General features: G+C 61.1%; 12 protein-coding genes. 4 read left to right on the top strand and 8 right to left on the bottom strand.

What is annotated here, in order from left to right; all coding sequences use genetic code 11:
• Position 1: 1 nt before the first annotated feature.
• From FW800_RS03560 to amaB, 4 genes are all read right to left on the bottom strand, one after another.
• Complete coding sequence (locus FW800_RS03560) at positions 2-916, bottom strand: ABC transporter permease subunit (protein ID WP_003188099.1); 915 nt, start codon at positions 914-916, stop codon at positions 2-4.
• Positions 917-1,117: 201 nt separating this feature from the next.
• Positions 1,118-2,254: a branched-chain amino acid ABC transporter substrate-binding protein gene (locus FW800_RS03555; RefSeq protein ID WP_078820153.1), complete on the bottom strand. Its 1,137-nt coding sequence runs from the start codon at positions 2,252-2,254 to the stop codon at positions 1,118-1,120.
• Positions 2,255-2,628: 374 nt separating this feature from the next.
• The gene (gene amaA, locus FW800_RS03550) at positions 2,629-3,912 is read right to left on the bottom strand and encodes an L-pipecolate oxidase (RefSeq protein ID WP_446436979.1); all 1,284 of its coding nucleotides are present in this window, start codon (positions 3,910-3,912) and stop codon (positions 2,629-2,631) included.
• 188 nt (positions 3,913-4,100) lie between these two features.
• Positions 4,101-5,591 carry an L-piperidine-6-carboxylate dehydrogenase gene (amaB, locus tag FW800_RS03545; RefSeq protein ID WP_446436978.1) on the bottom strand — a complete coding sequence of 497 codons (1,491 nt, stop codon included), beginning with the start codon at positions 5,589-5,591 and terminating at the stop codon, positions 4,101-4,103.
• 153 nt (positions 5,592-5,744) lie between these two features.
• Between amaB and FW800_RS03540 the strand changes: the two genes are divergently transcribed.
• From FW800_RS03540 to nadE, 3 genes are all read left to right on the top strand, one after another.
• Complete coding sequence (locus FW800_RS03540; protein WP_078820151.1) at positions 5,745-6,635, top strand: LysR family transcriptional regulator; 891 nt, start codon at positions 5,745-5,747, stop codon at positions 6,633-6,635.
• Between the two features lie 207 nt (positions 6,636-6,842).
• Positions 6,843-8,057, top strand: a complete 1,215-nt coding sequence (gene pncB, locus FW800_RS03535) for a nicotinate phosphoribosyltransferase (RefSeq protein WP_446436977.1) — start codon at positions 6,843-6,845, stop codon at positions 8,055-8,057.
• A 3-nt stretch (positions 8,058-8,060) separates the two neighbouring features.
• A complete protein-coding gene (gene nadE / locus FW800_RS03530; protein WP_078820150.1) occupies positions 8,061-8,888 on the top strand; it encodes an ammonia-dependent NAD(+) synthetase in 828 nt (275 codons plus the stop codon).
• Between the two features lie 126 nt (positions 8,889-9,014).
• On the opposite strand, the gene azu is transcribed toward nadE, so the two are convergent.
• Positions 9,015-9,461: an azurin gene (azu, locus tag FW800_RS03525; RefSeq protein WP_043047849.1), complete on the bottom strand. Its 447-nt coding sequence runs from the start codon at positions 9,459-9,461 to the stop codon at positions 9,015-9,017.
• Positions 9,462-9,793: 332 nt separating this feature from the next.
• Between azu and FW800_RS03520 the strand changes: the two genes are divergently transcribed.
• Complete coding sequence (locus FW800_RS03520; protein WP_005784271.1) at positions 9,794-9,976, top strand: hypothetical protein; 183 nt, start codon at positions 9,794-9,796, stop codon at positions 9,974-9,976.
• Between the two features lie 46 nt (positions 9,977-10,022).
• On the opposite strand, the gene FW800_RS03515 is transcribed toward FW800_RS03520, so the two are convergent.
• The 3 genes from FW800_RS03515 to FW800_RS03505 all read right to left on the bottom strand — a co-directional run bounded on the left by FW800_RS03515 (position 10,023) and on the right by FW800_RS03505 (position 16,848).
• A complete protein-coding gene (locus FW800_RS03515; RefSeq protein ID WP_446436976.1) occupies positions 10,023-10,913 on the bottom strand; it encodes a transglutaminase family protein in 891 nt (296 codons plus the stop codon).
• Positions 10,913-13,399: a circularly permuted type 2 ATP-grasp protein gene (locus FW800_RS03510; RefSeq protein ID WP_032878180.1), complete on the bottom strand. Its 2,487-nt coding sequence runs from the start codon at positions 13,397-13,399 to the stop codon at positions 10,913-10,915. Before FW800_RS03510 ends, FW800_RS03515 begins: the two co-directional genes overlap by 1 nt.
• Before the next feature lie 158 nt (positions 13,400-13,557).
• Positions 13,558-16,848 carry a transglutaminase family protein gene (locus FW800_RS03505; protein WP_446436975.1) on the bottom strand — a complete coding sequence of 1,097 codons (3,291 nt, stop codon included), beginning with the start codon at positions 16,846-16,848 and terminating at the stop codon, positions 13,558-13,560.
• Positions 16,849-16,878: the final 30 nt, after the last annotated feature.

Below are 16,878 nucleotides of genomic sequence, written 5' to 3'. Positions count from 1 at the left end.
TTTACACCTTCGCCACGAGTGGGCGACCAAGCAGGCCCTGGGGACGGAAAATCAGAATCACCACCAGCAGGGAGAAACTGAACACGTCTTTGTAGTCAGAGTTGATCAACCCCGAGAACAGCGACTCGGAGATACCAAGGATGATCCCGCCCAGCATCGCCCCAGGCAGGGAGCCGATGCCGCCGAGTACCGCCGCGGTAAACGCCTTGATACCGATGATGAAGCCGGCATAGAAGTCGAAGGTGCCGTAGTTGAGGGTGATAAGCACGCCGGCCAGGGCAGCCATGGCCGCGCCGATGACGAACACGTAGGAGATCACCCGGTCGGTGTTGATGCCCAGGATCGAGGCCATCTTGCGGTCTTGCTGGGTGGCGCGGCACATGCGACCCAGCTTGGTGTACTTGATGATGTAGGTGAGCAACGCCATGCCGGCGAATGCCGCCACGAGGATGAACACTTTGGTGTAGGTCAGTTGCACGAAGCCAGTGCCGATATCGACGCGCCAGGCGCCGGCCAGCAGGGTCGGGATACCTTGTTGCTTGGCGCCCTGGGCGATCTGTGCGTAGTTCTGCAGGATCAGCGAGATGCCGATGGCGCTGATCAGCGGAGCCAGTCGGGTGGAGTTGCGCAACGGTTTATAGGCGACCCGTTCAATGACCCAACCGTACACGCCGGTGACGACCACGGTGAAGATCAAGGTGCCGAGAATGAGCAGCGGGAAGGATTCGATGCCGAAGTAAGCCAGCAGTGCCAGACTGATCGCCGCGAGGTAAGCGGAAATCATATAAACCTCGCCGTGGGCGAAGTTGATCATGCCAATGATGCCATAGACCATTGTGTAGCCGATGGCGATCAGGCCATAGACCGACCCGAGGGTCAGGCCGTTGACCAGTTGCTGCAGGAAAATACCATCCATAACGCAATCTCACGCGGTGAGCACCTGCACACCGGTGGGTGTGCGGCGCTTCTGGAGGAAAAAACAGATCTCAATAACAACACCGTTCCCCTGTAGGAGGGGGCTTGCTCCCGATTTCGGTGGGTCAGTCATGCATGTGTTGGCTGACACTGCGCTATCGGGAGCAAGCCCCCTCCCACATTGGAACTGTGGTGCTCAGCCTTACTTCTGTTTTTCCAGCTGATGGTACTTACCGTCCTTGTCCCACTGGTAAACCACATAGTCAGAGACTTTCAGGTCACCTTTGCCGTCCCATTCCTTCTTGCCCATTACCGTCTGCACGGGGTTGGCCTTGAGCCACTTGGCCGCGTCTTCGCCCTTGTTGGACTTGGCACCGTTGAAGCCCGCGGCCAGGGCCTGGATCGAGGCGTAGGCATACAGGGTGTAGCCTTCAGGCTCGGTGCCGTTTTTGCGGAACTCTTCCACCACGGTCTTGCTGTCCGGCAACAGGCGCGGGTCGGCGCCGAAGGTCATGTAGACGCCATCGACGTACTGCGCACCACCGGCGGTCGCCACCAGTTCGTCGGTCACTACGCCGTCATCGGACATGAACTTGACGTCTTTGAGGCCCGCTTCACGGATCTGGCGCACCAATGGGCCGGCCTCTGGATGCAAGCCGCCGAAGTACACGACGTCGGCGCCCAGGGAGCGGATCTTGGTGACCAGGGCGCTGAAGTCTTTCTCGCCACGGGTCAGGCCCTCTTCCAGCACCGGCTTGACGCCACGCTTGGTCAACTGCGCAGCGGTGGCGTCGGCCAGGCCTTTGCCGTAGGTGTCCTTGTCGTTGATCACCGCGACTTTCTTGCCCTTGAGCACATCGACGATGTAGTCGCCGGCGACGATGCCTTGCTGGTCGTCACGCCCGCACATACGGAACATGGCGCCCAGGCCGCGCTCGGTGACCTGTGGATTGGTGGAGCCTGGGGTGATGGCGATGATGCCGGCTTCGTCGTAGACCTCAGACGCCGGGATGGTGTTGGACGAGCAGAAGTGCCCGACCACACCGATCACCTTGTCCTGGTCCGCCAGGCGGTTGGCCACGGCCACGGCTTGCTTGGGTTCGCAGGCGTCATCGCCGGCAATCAGCTTGATCTGCTCGCCGTTGATGCCGCCGGCCTTGTTGATAACGTCGGCTGCCGCCTGGGCACCCTTCATGTACTGCTCACCGAAAGCGGCGTTGGCACCCGTCATCGGGCCCGCCACACCAATTTTCACATCAGCTTGAACAAACGTAGAAACACCCAGCGCCGCTGCAACGGCGAGGGCCAGAAAACCTTTCTTGTAAAACGTCTGGGACATGAGTGGTGCTCCGATATTTTTGATTTTTGGCACGACAACTTGCATTCAAACTTTTCACTGAAAGCTCAGAGCAAGCCGCGTGCCATTACTTTTTTATTCTTCAAAAAGACACGGTGTCATTGTTATTACAGGCGTTTCGACGCCTTTTGCCAGGACGTGCAACCGTCTAGCCTCGATAGGTGCAACCAACGAACCAAAAAAGTACAACCCCGCCAGGTCGCAGCTGCAACCAGAGGGATAAACGACAGTTCCTACACCTGTAACAACGTGCGTAACGGAACTGCACATTTACAGTGCGTGATTGCTACGCCTTGCACCAATACAGATGGGTAGCCTGCTAAGAAAACGCAGGCTTTTGAGCGGTATTTCGCTGATCAGATCACGATCCTCAGACATTGCCCGGCGTGATACAGCGAGAATCCTGCTTCATACAGGCAACTGCGCAGACCTGCACCCGCCAGTGGCTGCATCGGTGCAAAGGGGATCGGCAAGGCCTGGGGATTCTGGTGACACAGATAGTCGGCAAACGCCTTGCCGACCACACTGCCGGTGGTCACACCGCGCCCGTTATAGCCGGTGACTGCGACCAGGCCAGGGGCGGGTTCGAACAGGCGCATCAGATGGTCTGGGGTAAACGCGATGCAGCCGGTCCAGGTGTATTCCCACTGCACCGATTTGAGATACGGGAAGTAGTGCTGCTGCACCCGATCGGCCCACGCCTTGAGGAACCAGGCAGGTTTCTGGTTGCCATTGCCCAGGCTGCCAAGCAACAGACGGCCATCGGCATCGCGACGGATGCTGCTCAGTACCTGGCGCGTATCCCACGAGCCCTGGCCACCGGGGAGGATTTGCCGGGCGGCATCATCGGTCAGCGGCGCTGACGCCACCTGATAGTAATAGCCGGGGAAAAAATTGCGCCGCAACTCGGTCCATTCGCCTTCGGTGTAGGCGTTAGAGGCGATCACCACCTGAGCGGCCTGCACCGCGCCCTCGGCGGTCTGCACCGACCAATCGGCACCTTGGCGCTCAAGCTGGGTGACCGGGGAATGGTCAAACAACTGCCCGCCCAGCGCTGCGGCGGCATTCGCCAAGCCCGTGGTGTAGGCCATGGGGTTCAGGGTGCCGGCCCGTCGATCGAGCAAGGCGGCGGAGATTTTTTGGGTGCCGGTGGCTTGCTCACACGCCTGCCCGGTGAGCAATTCGACCGGCGCACCACGGCGCTTCCATTGCTCTTCACGACTGCGCAAATCCGCCTCGCCACGGGCGTTGTGGGCCATGTGCAAGGTGCCCTCGCGGCGCAATTGGCAATCGATCTTGTATTTGTCGATCAGGCCGAATACCAGGGCCGGCGCTGCGCCCAACATGCGGTTGAGCTGGCTGCCAACCGCCGTGCCGAACCCGGCTTCGATCTCGTCTGGCGGGATCCACATGCCGGCATTGACCAACCCGACGTTACGCCCCGAACCGCCATGGCCGGTGCGATGGGCCTCCAGCACGGCAACGCTTTTACCCTGCTCCAGCAAATGAATGGCCGCCGACAAACCGGTGATACCGGCACCGATCACGCAGACATCCACCTTGAGCGCGCCCCTGAGCGCGGCACGATCCGGCCGGCCGGGGGTGAGGTGTTCCCATAAACATGTTTCGCGTAGTGCCATTGCCAGACTCCGATGAGACCTAACAAACAACTTTTCAGAATTGAAAATCTGATCAAATGTGGGAGGGGCGGTGCGACGATTCGACTTGCTCCCGATAGCGGTGGGTCAGCTACAGATTTGCTGACTGAAACACTGCTATCGGGAGCAAGCCCCCCTCCCACATTTTGATCTCACTTCGAGGCGAGGGCTCAGTCGAAGGTAATGCCTTGGGCCAGAGGCAATTCCAGCGAGTAGTTCACGGTATTGGTCTGGCGGCGCATATACCCGCGCCACGCATCCGAACCCGACTCTCGCCCGCCGCCAGTCTCTTTTTCACCGCCAAAGGCTCCCCCGATCTCCGCGCCGCTCGGGCCGATATTGACGTTGGCAATCCCGCAATCACTGCCCACCGCCGACATGAATTGCTCGGCTTCACGCACATCCGTGGTGAAGATGCATGACGACAGCCCCTGTGGCACCGCGTTGTTCAAGCGCAGGGCTTCGGCGAAGTCGGTGTAGCCGACCACGTAGAGAATCGGCGCGAAGGTTTCCGTACACACCACGTCGCTTTGCTCGGGCATTTCCACAATTGCCGGCGAGACGTAGTAAGCGTTGGGGAATGTGTCTTGCAGTTGGCGCTTGCCGCCGAACACCTTGCCGCCTTCGCTCAAGGCTTGCTCCAGGGCGTCCTGCATGTTGTCAAAACCCTGCTTGTCGATCAGCGGGCCGATCAGGTTGCCTTCCAGCGGGTGGCCGATGCGCACCTTGGAGTAGGCAGCCTTGAGGCGGGTGACGATGTCCTCCTTGACCGATTCATGGGCGATCAGCCGGCGCAAGGTGGTGCAGCGTTGGCCGGCAGTGCCGACGGCGCTGAACAGGATGGCGCGCACGGCCATGTCCAGATCGGCGCTTGGGCCGAGGATCATCGCGTTGTTGCCACCCAGCTCAAGAATGCTACGGGCGAAGCGCGCCGCGACTTTCGGCGCCACTTCGCGGCCCATGCGCGTACTGCCGGTGGCACTGATCAGGGCCACACGCGGGTCGTCCACCAGCGCGGCGCCGGCGTCGCGGCCGCCGATGATCACCTGGCTCAGGTACTCGGGAGCATCATCAAACTTGCTCAATACGCGCTCGAACAGCGCCTGGCACGCCAGGGCGGTGAGCGGGGTCTTTTCAGAGGGTTTCCAGATCACTGCGTTGCCGCACACCAATGCCAGCGCGGTGTTCCAGGCCCATACGGCCACCGGGAAGTTGAAGGCGCTGATCACCCCGACCACGCCCAGCGGGTGCCAGGTTTCACGCATATGGTGGCCTGGGCGCTCGGAGGCGATGGTCAAGCCGTACAACTGTCGGGACAGGCCCACGGCGAAGTCGCAGATGTCGATCATTTCCTGGACTTCACCCAAGCCTTCCTGGGTGATCTTGCCGGCTTCCCAGGAGACCAGTTCGCCCAGGTCGGCCTTGTATTGGCGCAGTAAATCGCCAAACTGGCGCACCAGCTCGCCACGCCGCGGCGCCGGCACTTTGCGCCAAGCCTCAAATGCATGCTCGGCACGACTGACCTGTTGCTCCACCTCGGCGGCGCCTTCCCAGTGCACACTGCCGATACGGCTGCCATCAATCGGCGAATGCACGGGCTGTTTGCCCGCCTGGTACAGCGCCGGGTTTACCCCGAGACGATCAAGCAATGCGGCAACCATGGGTCACTCCTTCAATCTGCATACAAAAATTCGCGCCGCAATACGCACGGCGATCCTGGCCCTATTTGTAGCTGGCCCAAGACTTGCCAACAAACGACGATTAGGCGAGATATCATTCCGTTTATTCATGCAAAGAATAAAAAGAGGCAAGCCGTGCTGAACAAAAGACATTTGCCGTCGATCACCGCTCTGCAGTGCTTCGAAGCCGCCACCCGCCACCTGAGCTTCACCCGCGCCGCCGAAGAGCTGAACCTCACACAAAGCGCCGTGAGCAAACAGGTGGCGCAGTTGGAAGAGTTGTTGCAGCACCTGCTGTTTCGCCGGGTACGCCGCCGCTTGCAGATGACCCCGGCGGGCGATCTGTACCTGGTGGAAGTGCGCAAGATCCTCACCCAGGTGGAGATGTCTACCCATTACCTGCGCTCCTACGGAGGCGAGACCGAGGTGCTGCGCGTGTCCACGCCCTATACCTTCGGCGCGCGCTGGCTGGTGCCGCGCCTCAAGGGTTGGCGCCTGCGTCACCCGCAGATCCACCTGGACCTGTGCAACGAACAGCAGCCGGACGAGCTGCTGCAAGGCAAGGCTGACATGGCGTTCTATTTCGGCCAGGGCGCACGCCCGGGTACCGAGAGCCTGAAGCTGTTCAGTGAAGAGCTGGTGCCGGTATGCGCGCCGGAGAGCCTGCCGGCGCAGCCTTTCACCGATCCCACGCAACTGAGCGACCTGGTGTTGCTGCAAAACGCCTCGCGGCCCCAGGGCTGGCATGACTGGTTCGCCAGCCAGGGCTTCCACACCGAGCACAGCTACCACGGGCCGCGGTTCGACACCTTCTATATGTGCATTCGGGCCGCGCAAGTGGGTTGTGGCGTGGCGCTGTTACCGCGCTTTCTGGTGGAAGAGGAATTGGCCGAGGGCAAGCTGGTGATTCCCTGGCAACATGCGATGCCGAGCCAGGATGCGTATTACCTGGCTTATCCGGAGCATTCGGCGGAGGTGCCGAAGGTCAGGGAATTTGTGAAGTGGATGCTTGAGCAGGTTATTTAGTGCCTGGAATACCGCTATCGGGAGCAAGCCCCCTCCCACATTTGGAACGCATTTCAACCTGTGGGAGGGGGCTTGCTCCCGATAGCGCCAGTGGCCGTGGCAAAAAAATCACTGGCAAACCGACCCACGTGTATGCGCCACTAGCCCCCTTCCTTAATTGTGCGTAAAGGCCGGCGCCCATCGCCGAGCCGTCTGGAGATTCCCGTTATGAGCGAGAGTGTGTTTGCCGATCGCATCGTGCAGAACCTGCTCGACACCGACTTCTACAAGCTGACCATGATGCAGGCGGTGCTGCACAACTACCCCAATGTGGAAGTTGAATGGGAGTTCCGTTGCCGCAACAGCGAAGACCTGCGCCCGTACCTGGCGGAGATCCGTTACCAGATCGAACGCCTCGCCGAGTTGAGCCTGAGCCCCGATCAATTGGGTTTTCTGGAACGCATCAGCTTTATGAAGCCGGATTTTTTGCGCTTCCTCGGGCTGTTCCGTTTCAATCTGCGGTATGTGCAGACCGGTATCGAGAACGGCGAGTTGTTTATCCGCCTGCGCGGACCGTGGCTGCATGTGATCCTGTTTGAAGTGCCGATGCTGGCCATCGTCAGCGAAGTGCGTAACCGCTATCGCTACCAGACCGTGATCCTCGAACAGGCCCGCGAACAGCTGTACCGCAAGTTCGATTGGCTGACGGACAATGCCGCCAGCGATGAACTCTCGGAACTGCAAGTGGCCGACTTCGGCACGCGCCGCCGCTTCTCGTACCGCGTGCAGGAAGAAGTGGTAAGCGTGCTCAAACACGACTTCCCAGGGCGCTTTGTCGGCACCAGCAACGTGCACCTGGCTCGCGAATTCGATATGAAGCCGCTGGGTACCATGGCCCACGAATGGATCATGGCCCACCAGCAACTCGGCCCACGCCTGATCGACAGCCAGATCGCCGCCCTGGATTGCTGGGTGCGTGAGTACCGTGGCCTGCTGGGCATTGCCCTGACCGATTGCATCACCACTGACGCCTTCCTTGGCGACTTCGATCTGTACTTCGCCAAGCTGTTCGACGGCCTGCGCCACGACTCCGGTGATCCGATTCAGTGGGCGGAAAAAGCCATCGCCCACTACCACAAGCTGGGCATCGAGCCGATGAGCAAGACCCTGGTGTTCTCCGACAGTCTGACGCTGCCCAAGGCGTTGGAAATATTCCGCGCGTTGCGGGGTCGGATCAATGTGAGCTTTGGTATCGGCACCAACCTCACCTGCGACATTCCGGGGGTGGAACCGATGAGCATCGTGCTTAAAATGACCGCCTGCAATGGCCAGCCCGTCGCCAAGATTTCCGATGAAGCGGGCAAGACCCATTGCACCGACCCGAATTTTGTCGCCTATTTGCGTCACGTTTTCAAAGTACCTGCCCTATCCAGCAAGGAGTGAAGCATGCAAGCCGTACAGCGTGAGATTGCGCAGCAGCTCAAGGTGCAAGCACCGTTCAAAGACCAGGCCGCACTGGAGGCAGAAGTCGCCAGGCGCGTAGCCTTTATCCAGGACTGCCTGCGCAATTCCGGGCTCAAGGCCCTGGTGCTGGGCATCAGCGGCGGCGTCGACTCCCTGACCGCAGGCCTGTTGGCCCAACGTGCCGTGCAGGAACTGCGCGCCAGCACTGGCGATGAGGCTTATCGTTTTATCGCCGTGCGCCTTCCCTACGAAACCCAGTTCGACGAACACGAAGCCCAGGCTTCGGTGGACTTCATCGAGCCGGACGAGCGCCACACCGTCAACATCGGCCCGGCGGTCAAAGCCCTGGCCAATGAAGTCGCAGCGTTTGAAGGCAAGGCGGCGGTGTCCCGCGACTTCGTACTGGGCAACACCAAGGCGCGTATGCGCATGGTGGCGCAGTACACCATCGCCGGCGCGGCCAGTGGCTTGGTGATTGGTACCGACCATGCGGCGGAAGCGGTGATGGGATTTTTCACCAAGTTCGGTGATGGTGCCTGCGATCTGGCGCCATTGAGCGGGCTGGTGAAAAACCAGGTGCGAGCGATTGCCCGGCATTTTGGTGCGCCCGAGTCACTGGTAGAGAAGATCCCGACGGCGGACCTGGAAGACTTGTCGCCGGGCAAGCCAGACGAGGCGTCACATGGCGTGACCTATGCAGAGATTGATGCGTTCCTGCACGGTGAGCCGGTGCGTGAGGAGGCGTTCAGGATTATCTGCGAGACGTATCGCAAGACTGAGCACAAGCGGGTGATGCCGTTTGCGCCTTAAGGTGAGTCAGCTGATTTTGCAGTGACTGCCAGAATGCCATCGGGGGCAAGCCCCCTCCCACACTTTGATTTGTGAATACATTCAAATGTGGGAGGGGGCTTGCCCCCGATGAACGATAACGCGGTGTTACTTCAGGACCACGGCACCTTTCATCATCGAGATGTGGCCAGGGAACGAGCAGAAGAAGCTGTACTTCTCATCGGCTTTGAGCTTGGAGACGTCGAAGGTCACCGAGTCTTTCTCGCCAGCACCAATGATCTTGGTGTGGGCGATGATGCGGTCATCACCGGCTTTCAGATAATCCTTATCGATACCTGCAGCCATACCGTCAGTAGCCACAGGCTGCATGTTGGCTTCAGTGGTCAGCACCCAGTTATGGCCCATCACGTTCTTGGGCAGGTTGCCCGAGTGAGTCAGCTCAACGGTGAACTGCTTGCAGCTCTTGTCGATGGTGATTTCTTTGGTATTGAAAGACATCTGGTCGGTGGAGTCGACAGTGACCTTGCACTCTGCAGCAAGCAACTGGCCGCTAGCCAGAGTCAGCAGGGAAACAGCAACGAGTTTGGCGAACATGTGAATCTCCAGGGCAGGGTTAGAAAACGCGTATTGCGACAAGGGTGCCTCAAGCAGGCTTAGTTTCTTATGATCTGCATCAACAGATTGTATACAACTTTAGGCTATCAGGTTGATCAACACAATCAACCAGCCAAACTGCCGCACCCTGCCTATGATCGCCCCATCACTCACGGGAGTTCATGCCATGCACCTCAATCACCTGTTCAACGGCCTGCTGGCCGCCTACGCCTGCGGTAAGTGAAAGCAAAGGGCACCCTGAAGCTGCTACCATGACGACCCAAGGCAGCTGCGCGCCGCCTACCCTCACCTTCGACCCTAGAGGATCGCCCATGGCCAAACCTAATTACTCCTTCGCCAAACGTCAGAGAGACTTGGCAAAGGAACAGAAGAAAGAGGAAAAGCTGCAACGCAAGAAAGCCGCTGCAGACGAAGAAGCCGGCGCGCTGAACCCGGATGCGGAAGGTGAAGCAGCAACTGACGAGACCGAAACCCCGAAAGACCCGGCTGAATAAATTTTGTTGGGGTGAGCAGGCCCTCCCTGTTCACCCCAACCCACCGCTACTCCAGCGGCATCACCGTCACCCGCACCTCCGGGTCATGGCTCCCGCCTCCCAGAATCACCCCACGCAACGGCGACACATCGGAGAAATCCCGGCCCCAGGCCAGAGTGATGTGCTCCAGTGCCGGCTGCACATTGTTGGTCGGATCGAAATCCACCCAGCCCGACCGCGGGCAGAACACCGAGACCCACGCATGGGACGCATCGGCGCCGATCAGCCGTGGCTGGCCGGGCGGTGGCTGGGTCAGCAGGTAGCCGCTGATATAGCGCGCCGCCAGGCCCCGTGAGCGCAGGCAGGCGAGCATCAGGTGGGCGAAGTCCTGGCACACACCGCGACGGCGCTCCAGCACCTCCACCAGCGGCGTGGCGACCTGAGTGGCTTCGGCATCAAAGGTGAATTCGCTGAAAATCTTTTGCATCAACGCCTGCACGCCTACCAACAACGGCTCGCCAGGCGGGAAGCAACTTTCAGAGAACTCGACGAAGGTTTTTTTCAGATGCACGTAAGGCGATTCGAAGCGATAGCGGCAGGCTTCAATCACCTCCATCGACAGCGCCTGGCTGCTGTAGGTAAAACTGTCACGGGTGCGGTCCCACGCCGGCGATTGCCCCAGGTCCAGCGCGGGTCGCGCCAGCACTTCCACGGTCAACCCGGCATTGACCAGCAGCTCATCATGAGGACGCTCGAACGCCAGGCGCGTGATCGGGTTGCCAAACACGTCCAGCTCATCACGGCGTGAAGAGGGCGGCGGGCTGATGTCCAGGGTTTGCCAGGTGCAACGCTGCCACGCACACGGCCGTGGCCACAAATGCGCCAGCTGCTGGGCCAGGGACACCGGGCTGTCGTAGTGGTAATGGGTATCGTGAAAAATCTGATAGCGCGCACTCATCACACCGACACCGTTTGCTGGCTGACATCATCCACATGGGCAAAATGGCGCAGCGCCAGGCGATCCGACACTTGCCCGCTCTCATCGGCGACCGCTTGCAGCAGGTCGGCCAGGCCATCCAGCGCGGCACGCACGCTGGGCTCGCCAAACAACGGGTTCTCCAGACACCCCAGGTCAAAGCGCCCCAGGCGCTCCACCAACGGCGCGAGGCCGGTTTCCCTGGGCACACCAAAATCATCATTGAGGCGACGCACGGTACGGCTCACCAGTTTGAGCTGGAACAGCACCGCATGGGGGTTCTGCTCATCGAGCAACAACAGGTCGAGCACCGGGATCAGCTGCGGCACCGCCAGGTAGCGCGAGCGATAGGTGATGCTGCTGTTGCCCAGCTCCAGCAACCACTCCAGCCCCGCCTGATCGAACACCGCCACACCGCGCAGGAACGCTGCCAGGCTGGTACTCAGAAATTGCAGACGCTCAATGCGCCGGCCCATCATCAAAAAGCGCCAGCCTTCATCGCGGGTCATATCATCCAGGGCAAACCCGGACAGCGCCGCCAAAGACATCACCAAACGGTTGAGAAAATCCAGCAGCTCGCCGAAGTCCGGGGCCTGGCTTTCCAGCTCCATGGCTTCGCGTTGCAGCTCCACCAGGGCCTGCCAGTTTTCCCGCGACAGCTTGCCGCGTACCTGGGACGCTGCCCACTGCAAGCGCTGCAAATTGGCGCGCAGGCTTGAGGGCCAGTCATCACCGAGCAAGGCCGCGAGCAGACGCTCCGGTAGCTCGCCCTCCTCCGGCAACAGGCGCAGGCTTTCTCCAAGTTCGACCGCCGCCTGCAATGCCAACGGATCGTCGCCGTCGACATAACGCGCCAGCACAATGCGCAGCCAGCGCGCACTGTCATCGCAGCGTTCGCAATAACGGCCAAACCAAAACAGGTTTTCCACCACCCGCGACGGCAGATACGGGTCGCGGCGCACCAGATCATGCACGCCAATGGCGCGCTGGGCACGCCACTGTTCACCAGCGCTGGCGCGCTCGCCGAGCACCCATGTGTCCTTGCTCGCACCGCCGCGTTGCATCGACACCACTTCGGCATCGGCGTCGGCGGCCACACGGGTCAGGCCACCGGGCAGCACGCGATACCCCTCATCGCTGGCTACCGCGTACACACGCATCCCGATGGCGCGGTGTTGCAGATGATCTTCTTCGGTATGCCACACCGGCGCCTGGGACAACTGCGCCAGCTCCTGAGCGACATAGGCGTAAGGCCGCGCGCGCATCCGCTCGGCCAGGGCCTGGCGTTGTTGTTCATTCAAATCACGACCGAACACCGGGGCGAAACTTTGCGAAGGAAACGCCGGCTTGATCAACAGTTCCGGGAGCTTCTCCAGTGCCTCGGCCAGCACCGGTGCCTCGCCGCACCACCAGGTGGCAATCGACGGCAGGATCAGCGCTTCACCGAACAGGAACTCGTTGATCTTCGGCAGGAACCCCAACAAGCCCGGCGACTCCAGCACGCCGCTGCCCAAGGCATTGGCCACCAGCACATTGCCTTGGCGCACGGCGTCAAGCAGGCCGGGCACGCCCAGGGCCGAGTCGGTACGCAGCTCCAGAGGGTCGCAGAAATCGTCATCCAGGCGGCGCATGATCGCGTGGACCCGGCGCAGACCGCTGAGGGTTTTCAGGAACACCGTGCTGTCGCGCACGGTAAGGTCGCCGCCTTCTACCAGTGGGTAGCCGAGCTGGCGGGCGAGATACAGATGTTCGAAATAGCTTTCGTTGAAACGCCCCGGCGTGAGCAGCACGATCAGTGGCGGCTGGTCATCGCCGGGCGCCTGGCGGGCCAGGGTTTCCTGCAAGGTGCGAAAAAAACCGGTGAGATGCTGCACCTGCAAGTCACGGTACAGATCCGGGAAGGCGCGAGACACAATGGTGCGGTTTTCCAAGGCGTAGCCGGCGCCCGACGGCGCCTGGGTACGGTCGGCGGTGACCCACCAACGGCCATCGGGAGTGCGCGCCAGATCCACGGCGTACAGGTGCAGAAAAGCACCGTCCGGCGGCTGGATACCCTGGCACGGCCATAAAAAGTTGTTATGCCCAAATACCAGCTCGGCAGGCAACAGCCCCTCTTTGATCAGGCGTTGCGGACCATAGAGGTCGGCGAGTACCGCATTGAGCAGACGCGCGCGCTGGGCGATACCGGCCGACAACTGCCGCCACTCATCAGCGGCCAGCACATGGGGCAGCAGGTCCAGCTCCCACGGGCGATCAGCGCCCTTGGGGTCGGCGTAGACGTTATAGGTCACGCCGTTTTCCTGGATCTGCCGCGTCAGCAACGCCTGGCGCTGGGCCAATTGTGCGGGCGTACTGCGTTGCAGATGGTCGAGCAGGCGCTGCCAATGGGCACGCACCGCGCCGCCGGCGTCCAGCAGTTCGTGATAGGTGCCCGCGGTCAGCGGGTAACGGTCGAGCAAGTCGGACATGGAACGCTCGGCAGAGGCAAGGGAAGTCAGGTTAACTCAAATTCACTACGATCCAATGTGGGAGCTGGCTTGCCTGCGATAGCGGTGTGTCAGTCACCAGAACTATCGACTGAACCACCGCTATCGCAGGCAAGCCAGCTCCCACACTTGGATCATGTTCATTCCTTATTTTTTGTAAAACGCCGCAAATCCAGGGTCATTGGCAATTCACCGTTCACCACTACAGTCGGCACCACAAGCTTGCCAGGGCTATGCCCCAAGCGGAAAAACCGCGCCATGCGCCGGCTTTCCGCCTCATTGGCATTGACCGGCAAGCTGTCGTAATTGCGTCCGCCCGGATGCGCCACATGGTATTGGCAGCCACCCAGCGAGCGCTGCATCCAGGTGTCGAGCAGGTCGAACACCAACGGCGCATGGACTGCAATGGTCGGTTGCAGGCAGTTGGCCGGTTGCCAGGCGCGGTAACGCACACCGGCAACAAACTCTCCCACCCGACCGGTCGGTTGCAGCGGCACGGGTATGCCGTTGCAGGTCAGCAGATAGCGCTGCGCCGGCAGGCCACTCAACTTGACTTGCAGGCGCTCCAGGGACGAATCCACATAACGTACCGTCCCGCCTACCGCGCCCTCCTCGCCCAACACATGCCAAGGCTCCAATGCCTGGCGCAGTTCCAGTTCGATACCGCTGACGGCGTAATCACCCACTTTGGGAAAGCGGAACTCCAGATGCGCGGCAAACCACTCGGCCCGCAGCGGATAACCGGCAGCGTTGAGCTCGACAATGACGTCGGCAAAGTCCTGTTCGATAAAATGCGGCAACAAAAAGCGGTCATGCAGTTCGGTGCCCCAACGCGCCAGCTTCGGCGGCGCATAAGGTTCGCGCCAGAACCGTGCGACCAGCGCGCGCAGCAGCAATTGCTGAGTCAGGCTCATGTGCGCATGGGGAGGCATTTCGAAAGCGCGCAACTCCAGCAGGCCCAGGCGGCCGGTGGCACCCTCCGGCGAGTAGAGTTTGTCGATACAAAATTCGGCGCGATGGGTGTTGCCGGTCACGTCGATCAGCAGGTTGCGCAACAGGCGGTCCACCAACCACGGCGGGCATTCCTCGCCCGGTGCCGGCATCTGCGCGAAGGCGATTTCCAGTTCATACAGCGCATCGTTGCGCGCCTCATCCACCCGTGGCGCCTGGGAGGTCGGGCCGATAAACAGGCCGGAGAACAGGTAGGACAGCGACGGATGGTTATGCCAGTAGCTGATCAGACTGCGCAGCAAATCGGGGCGACGCAGGAATGGTGAGTCCTTGGGCGTCGCACCGCCGAGGACGAAGTGGTTACCACCGCCGGTGCCGGTGTGGCGCCCGTCGATCATGAATTTCTCGGTGGTCAGGCGGGTTTGCCGGGCTTCTTCGTAAAGAAATTCGGTGCGTTCCACCAACTCATCCCAGGTGGCGGATGGCTGCACGTTGACCTCGATCACACCCGGGTCCGGCGTCACGCGAAAATTGCTCAGGCGTGTGTCGGCGGGTGGCTCGTAGCCTTCCAGCAACACGGGGCAATGCAGTTCCTGGGCGGTGGCCTCGATGGCCGTCACCAGCTCCAGATAATCCTCCACGCGCTCCAGCGGCGGCATGAACAGGTACAGGCGTCCTTCCCGCGCTTCGGCGCACAGCGCAGTGCGGGTCAGCCAATCGGCGGATTCGTCGACCTTTGGCACACGCTCATCACTTGGGGCCGGCTCGTCGTGGCTGTGCAACTGCGCGGTCGTGGGCAGCTGCGGCTGATCCTGGTTCGGGTCGGTCGGGTGTATGAACGGATACTCCGCCGCTGTCACCCACGGCTGCGAAGCCAACGGCAGCCGATAACCCAACGGCGAATCGCCCGGCACCAGGCGGCAGTGGTCATCGCGCAAGTACCAGCGCCCACTCTGCCAGCGATCATTGGCGGCGGTGCGCGCCAACGGCAGCACTTGGCCGATGACCTTGTCCAGGCCCTGGACGAAGACTTTGCGCAGGCGTTCGCGCTCCAGTTCGTCGCTTAAGCGCGGGTCCTGGGCGCTAACGTTTTGCGGCAGTGTGCCTTCGCGCCACAGGTAGTAGAAGTTGTCCTCAAAGGCAGGGAACACAAAGCGCGCCGGCAACTTCAGACGCTCGGCGACGCTGGCCAGGAAACGTCCGGCCATCGCGCCGTCAGCCCCATAGTCCTCTTGCTCATCGGCGATCAGCGCACTGTTGTGCCAGATCGGCACCCCATCGCGGCGCCAGTAGCAATTGAGCGACCAACGCGGCAGTTGCTCGCCGGGGTACCACTTGCCCTGGCCGAAATGCACCAGGCCCTGGGGTGCATAGTGCCGGCGCAGGCGCTGGAACAGCTCGGCGGACAGGCGACGCTTGTCCGGCCCCAGGGCGGCGGTGTTCCATTCGGCGCCGTCGGGGTCGTCGATGGACACGAAAGTTGGCTCGCCGCCCATGGTCAGGCGCACGTCATGCTTGAGCAGGTCGCCGTCAATCTGTCGGCCCAGGGCCTGGATCGCCAGCCATTGTTCTTCGGTGTAGGGCTTGGTTACCCGAGGGGCTTCCCATATACGCTCCACCGACATCTCATGAGTAAATTCGCATTCGCACGGTTCCACCAACCCACTGATGGGTGCGGCAGACGATGGATCGGGGCTGCAGGCCAATGGGATATGCCCTTCACCGGCAAATAAACCGGAGGTGGCATCCAGGCCGATCCAGCCGGCGCCGGGCAAATACACTTCACACCAGGCGTGCAGGTCGGTGAAGTCCACTTCGGTGCCGGAGGGGCCGTCGAGGGCTTTGACGTCAGCGGTGAGCTGAATCAGATAACCAGAGACAAATCGCGCCGCCAAGCCAAGATTGCGCAGCAATTGCACCAACAGCCAGGCCGAGTCGCGGCAGGAGCCGGAAGCGTTTTCCAGGGTGAATTCCGGGGTTTGCACGCCCGGTTCCATGCGGATCAGGTAGCCGATATCGGCGGCCAGGCGCTGGTTCAGCCCAACCAGGAAATCCACCGCAGGCAAGGGTGTGCGGTCAATACCGGCCAGGTAGGCGGCAAACCTTGGCGTCAGCGGCAAGGTTTCCAGGTACGGCGCCAGCTCGCGCTGCTCATCGGCGGCGTAGCTGAACGGGATTTTTTCGGCGTAGGGTTCAAGGAAAAAGTCGAACGGATTGAACACCGCCATCTCGGCGACCAGATCGACTTCGATGCGCAGTTGGTCGGTTTTTTCCGGGAACACCAGGCGCGCCAGGTAATTGCCCTGAGGGTCTTGCTGCCAATTGATGAAGTGCTGCTCGGGCAGCACTTTCAGCGCGTAAGACAGGATCCGCGTGCGGCTATGGGCTGCCGGGCGCAAGCGCACAATTTGTGGGCCGAGTTCGACAGCACGGTCGTAGCGGTAATGCGTAACGTGGTGCAACGCGACATGAATCGACACGGCGGCCTCCTGCGAGCCAGGGCATAAGCA

It is taken from the genome of Pseudomonas sp. 910_23 (genome assembly GCF_052850795.1).
Note: the sequence above shows the minus strand (reverse complement) of the source record. Positions and strands in the feature narration are given on the sequence as shown.

What these genes read in the sequence shown, in the direction of transcription:
- FW800_RS03515 (WP_446436976.1), bottom strand. Translation starts at nt 10,913, where the DNA reads ATGAGTGCGCGCTATCAGATTTTTCACGATACCCATTACCACTACGAC.
- FW800_RS03560 (WP_003188099.1), bottom strand. Translation starts at nt 916, where the DNA reads ATGGATGGTATTTTCCTGCAGCAACTGGTCAACGGCCTGACCCTCGGG.
- FW800_RS03555 (WP_078820153.1), bottom strand. Translation starts at nt 2,254, where the DNA reads ATGTCCCAGACGTTTTACAAGAAAGGTTTTCTGGCCCTCGCCGTTGCA.
- FW800_RS03510 (WP_032878180.1), bottom strand. Translation starts at nt 13,399, where the DNA reads ATGTCCGACTTGCTCGACCGTTACCCGCTGACCGCGGGCACCTATCAC.
- amaA (WP_446436979.1), bottom strand. Translation starts at nt 3,912, where the DNA reads ATGGCACTACGCGAAACATGTTTATGGGAACACCTCACCCCCGGCCGG.
- azu (WP_043047849.1), bottom strand. Translation starts at nt 9,461, where the DNA reads ATGTTCGCCAAACTCGTTGCTGTTTCCCTGCTGACTCTGGCTAGCGGC.
- amaB (WP_446436978.1), bottom strand. Translation starts at nt 5,591, where the DNA reads ATGGTTGCCGCATTGCTTGATCGTCTCGGGGTAAACCCGGCGCTGTAC.
- pncB (WP_446436977.1), top strand. Translation starts at nt 6,843, where the DNA reads ATGAGCGAGAGTGTGTTTGCCGATCGCATCGTGCAGAACCTGCTCGAC.
- nadE (WP_078820150.1), top strand. Translation starts at nt 8,061, where the DNA reads ATGCAAGCCGTACAGCGTGAGATTGCGCAGCAGCTCAAGGTGCAAGCA.
- FW800_RS03520 (WP_005784271.1), top strand. Translation starts at nt 9,794, where the DNA reads ATGGCCAAACCTAATTACTCCTTCGCCAAACGTCAGAGAGACTTGGCA.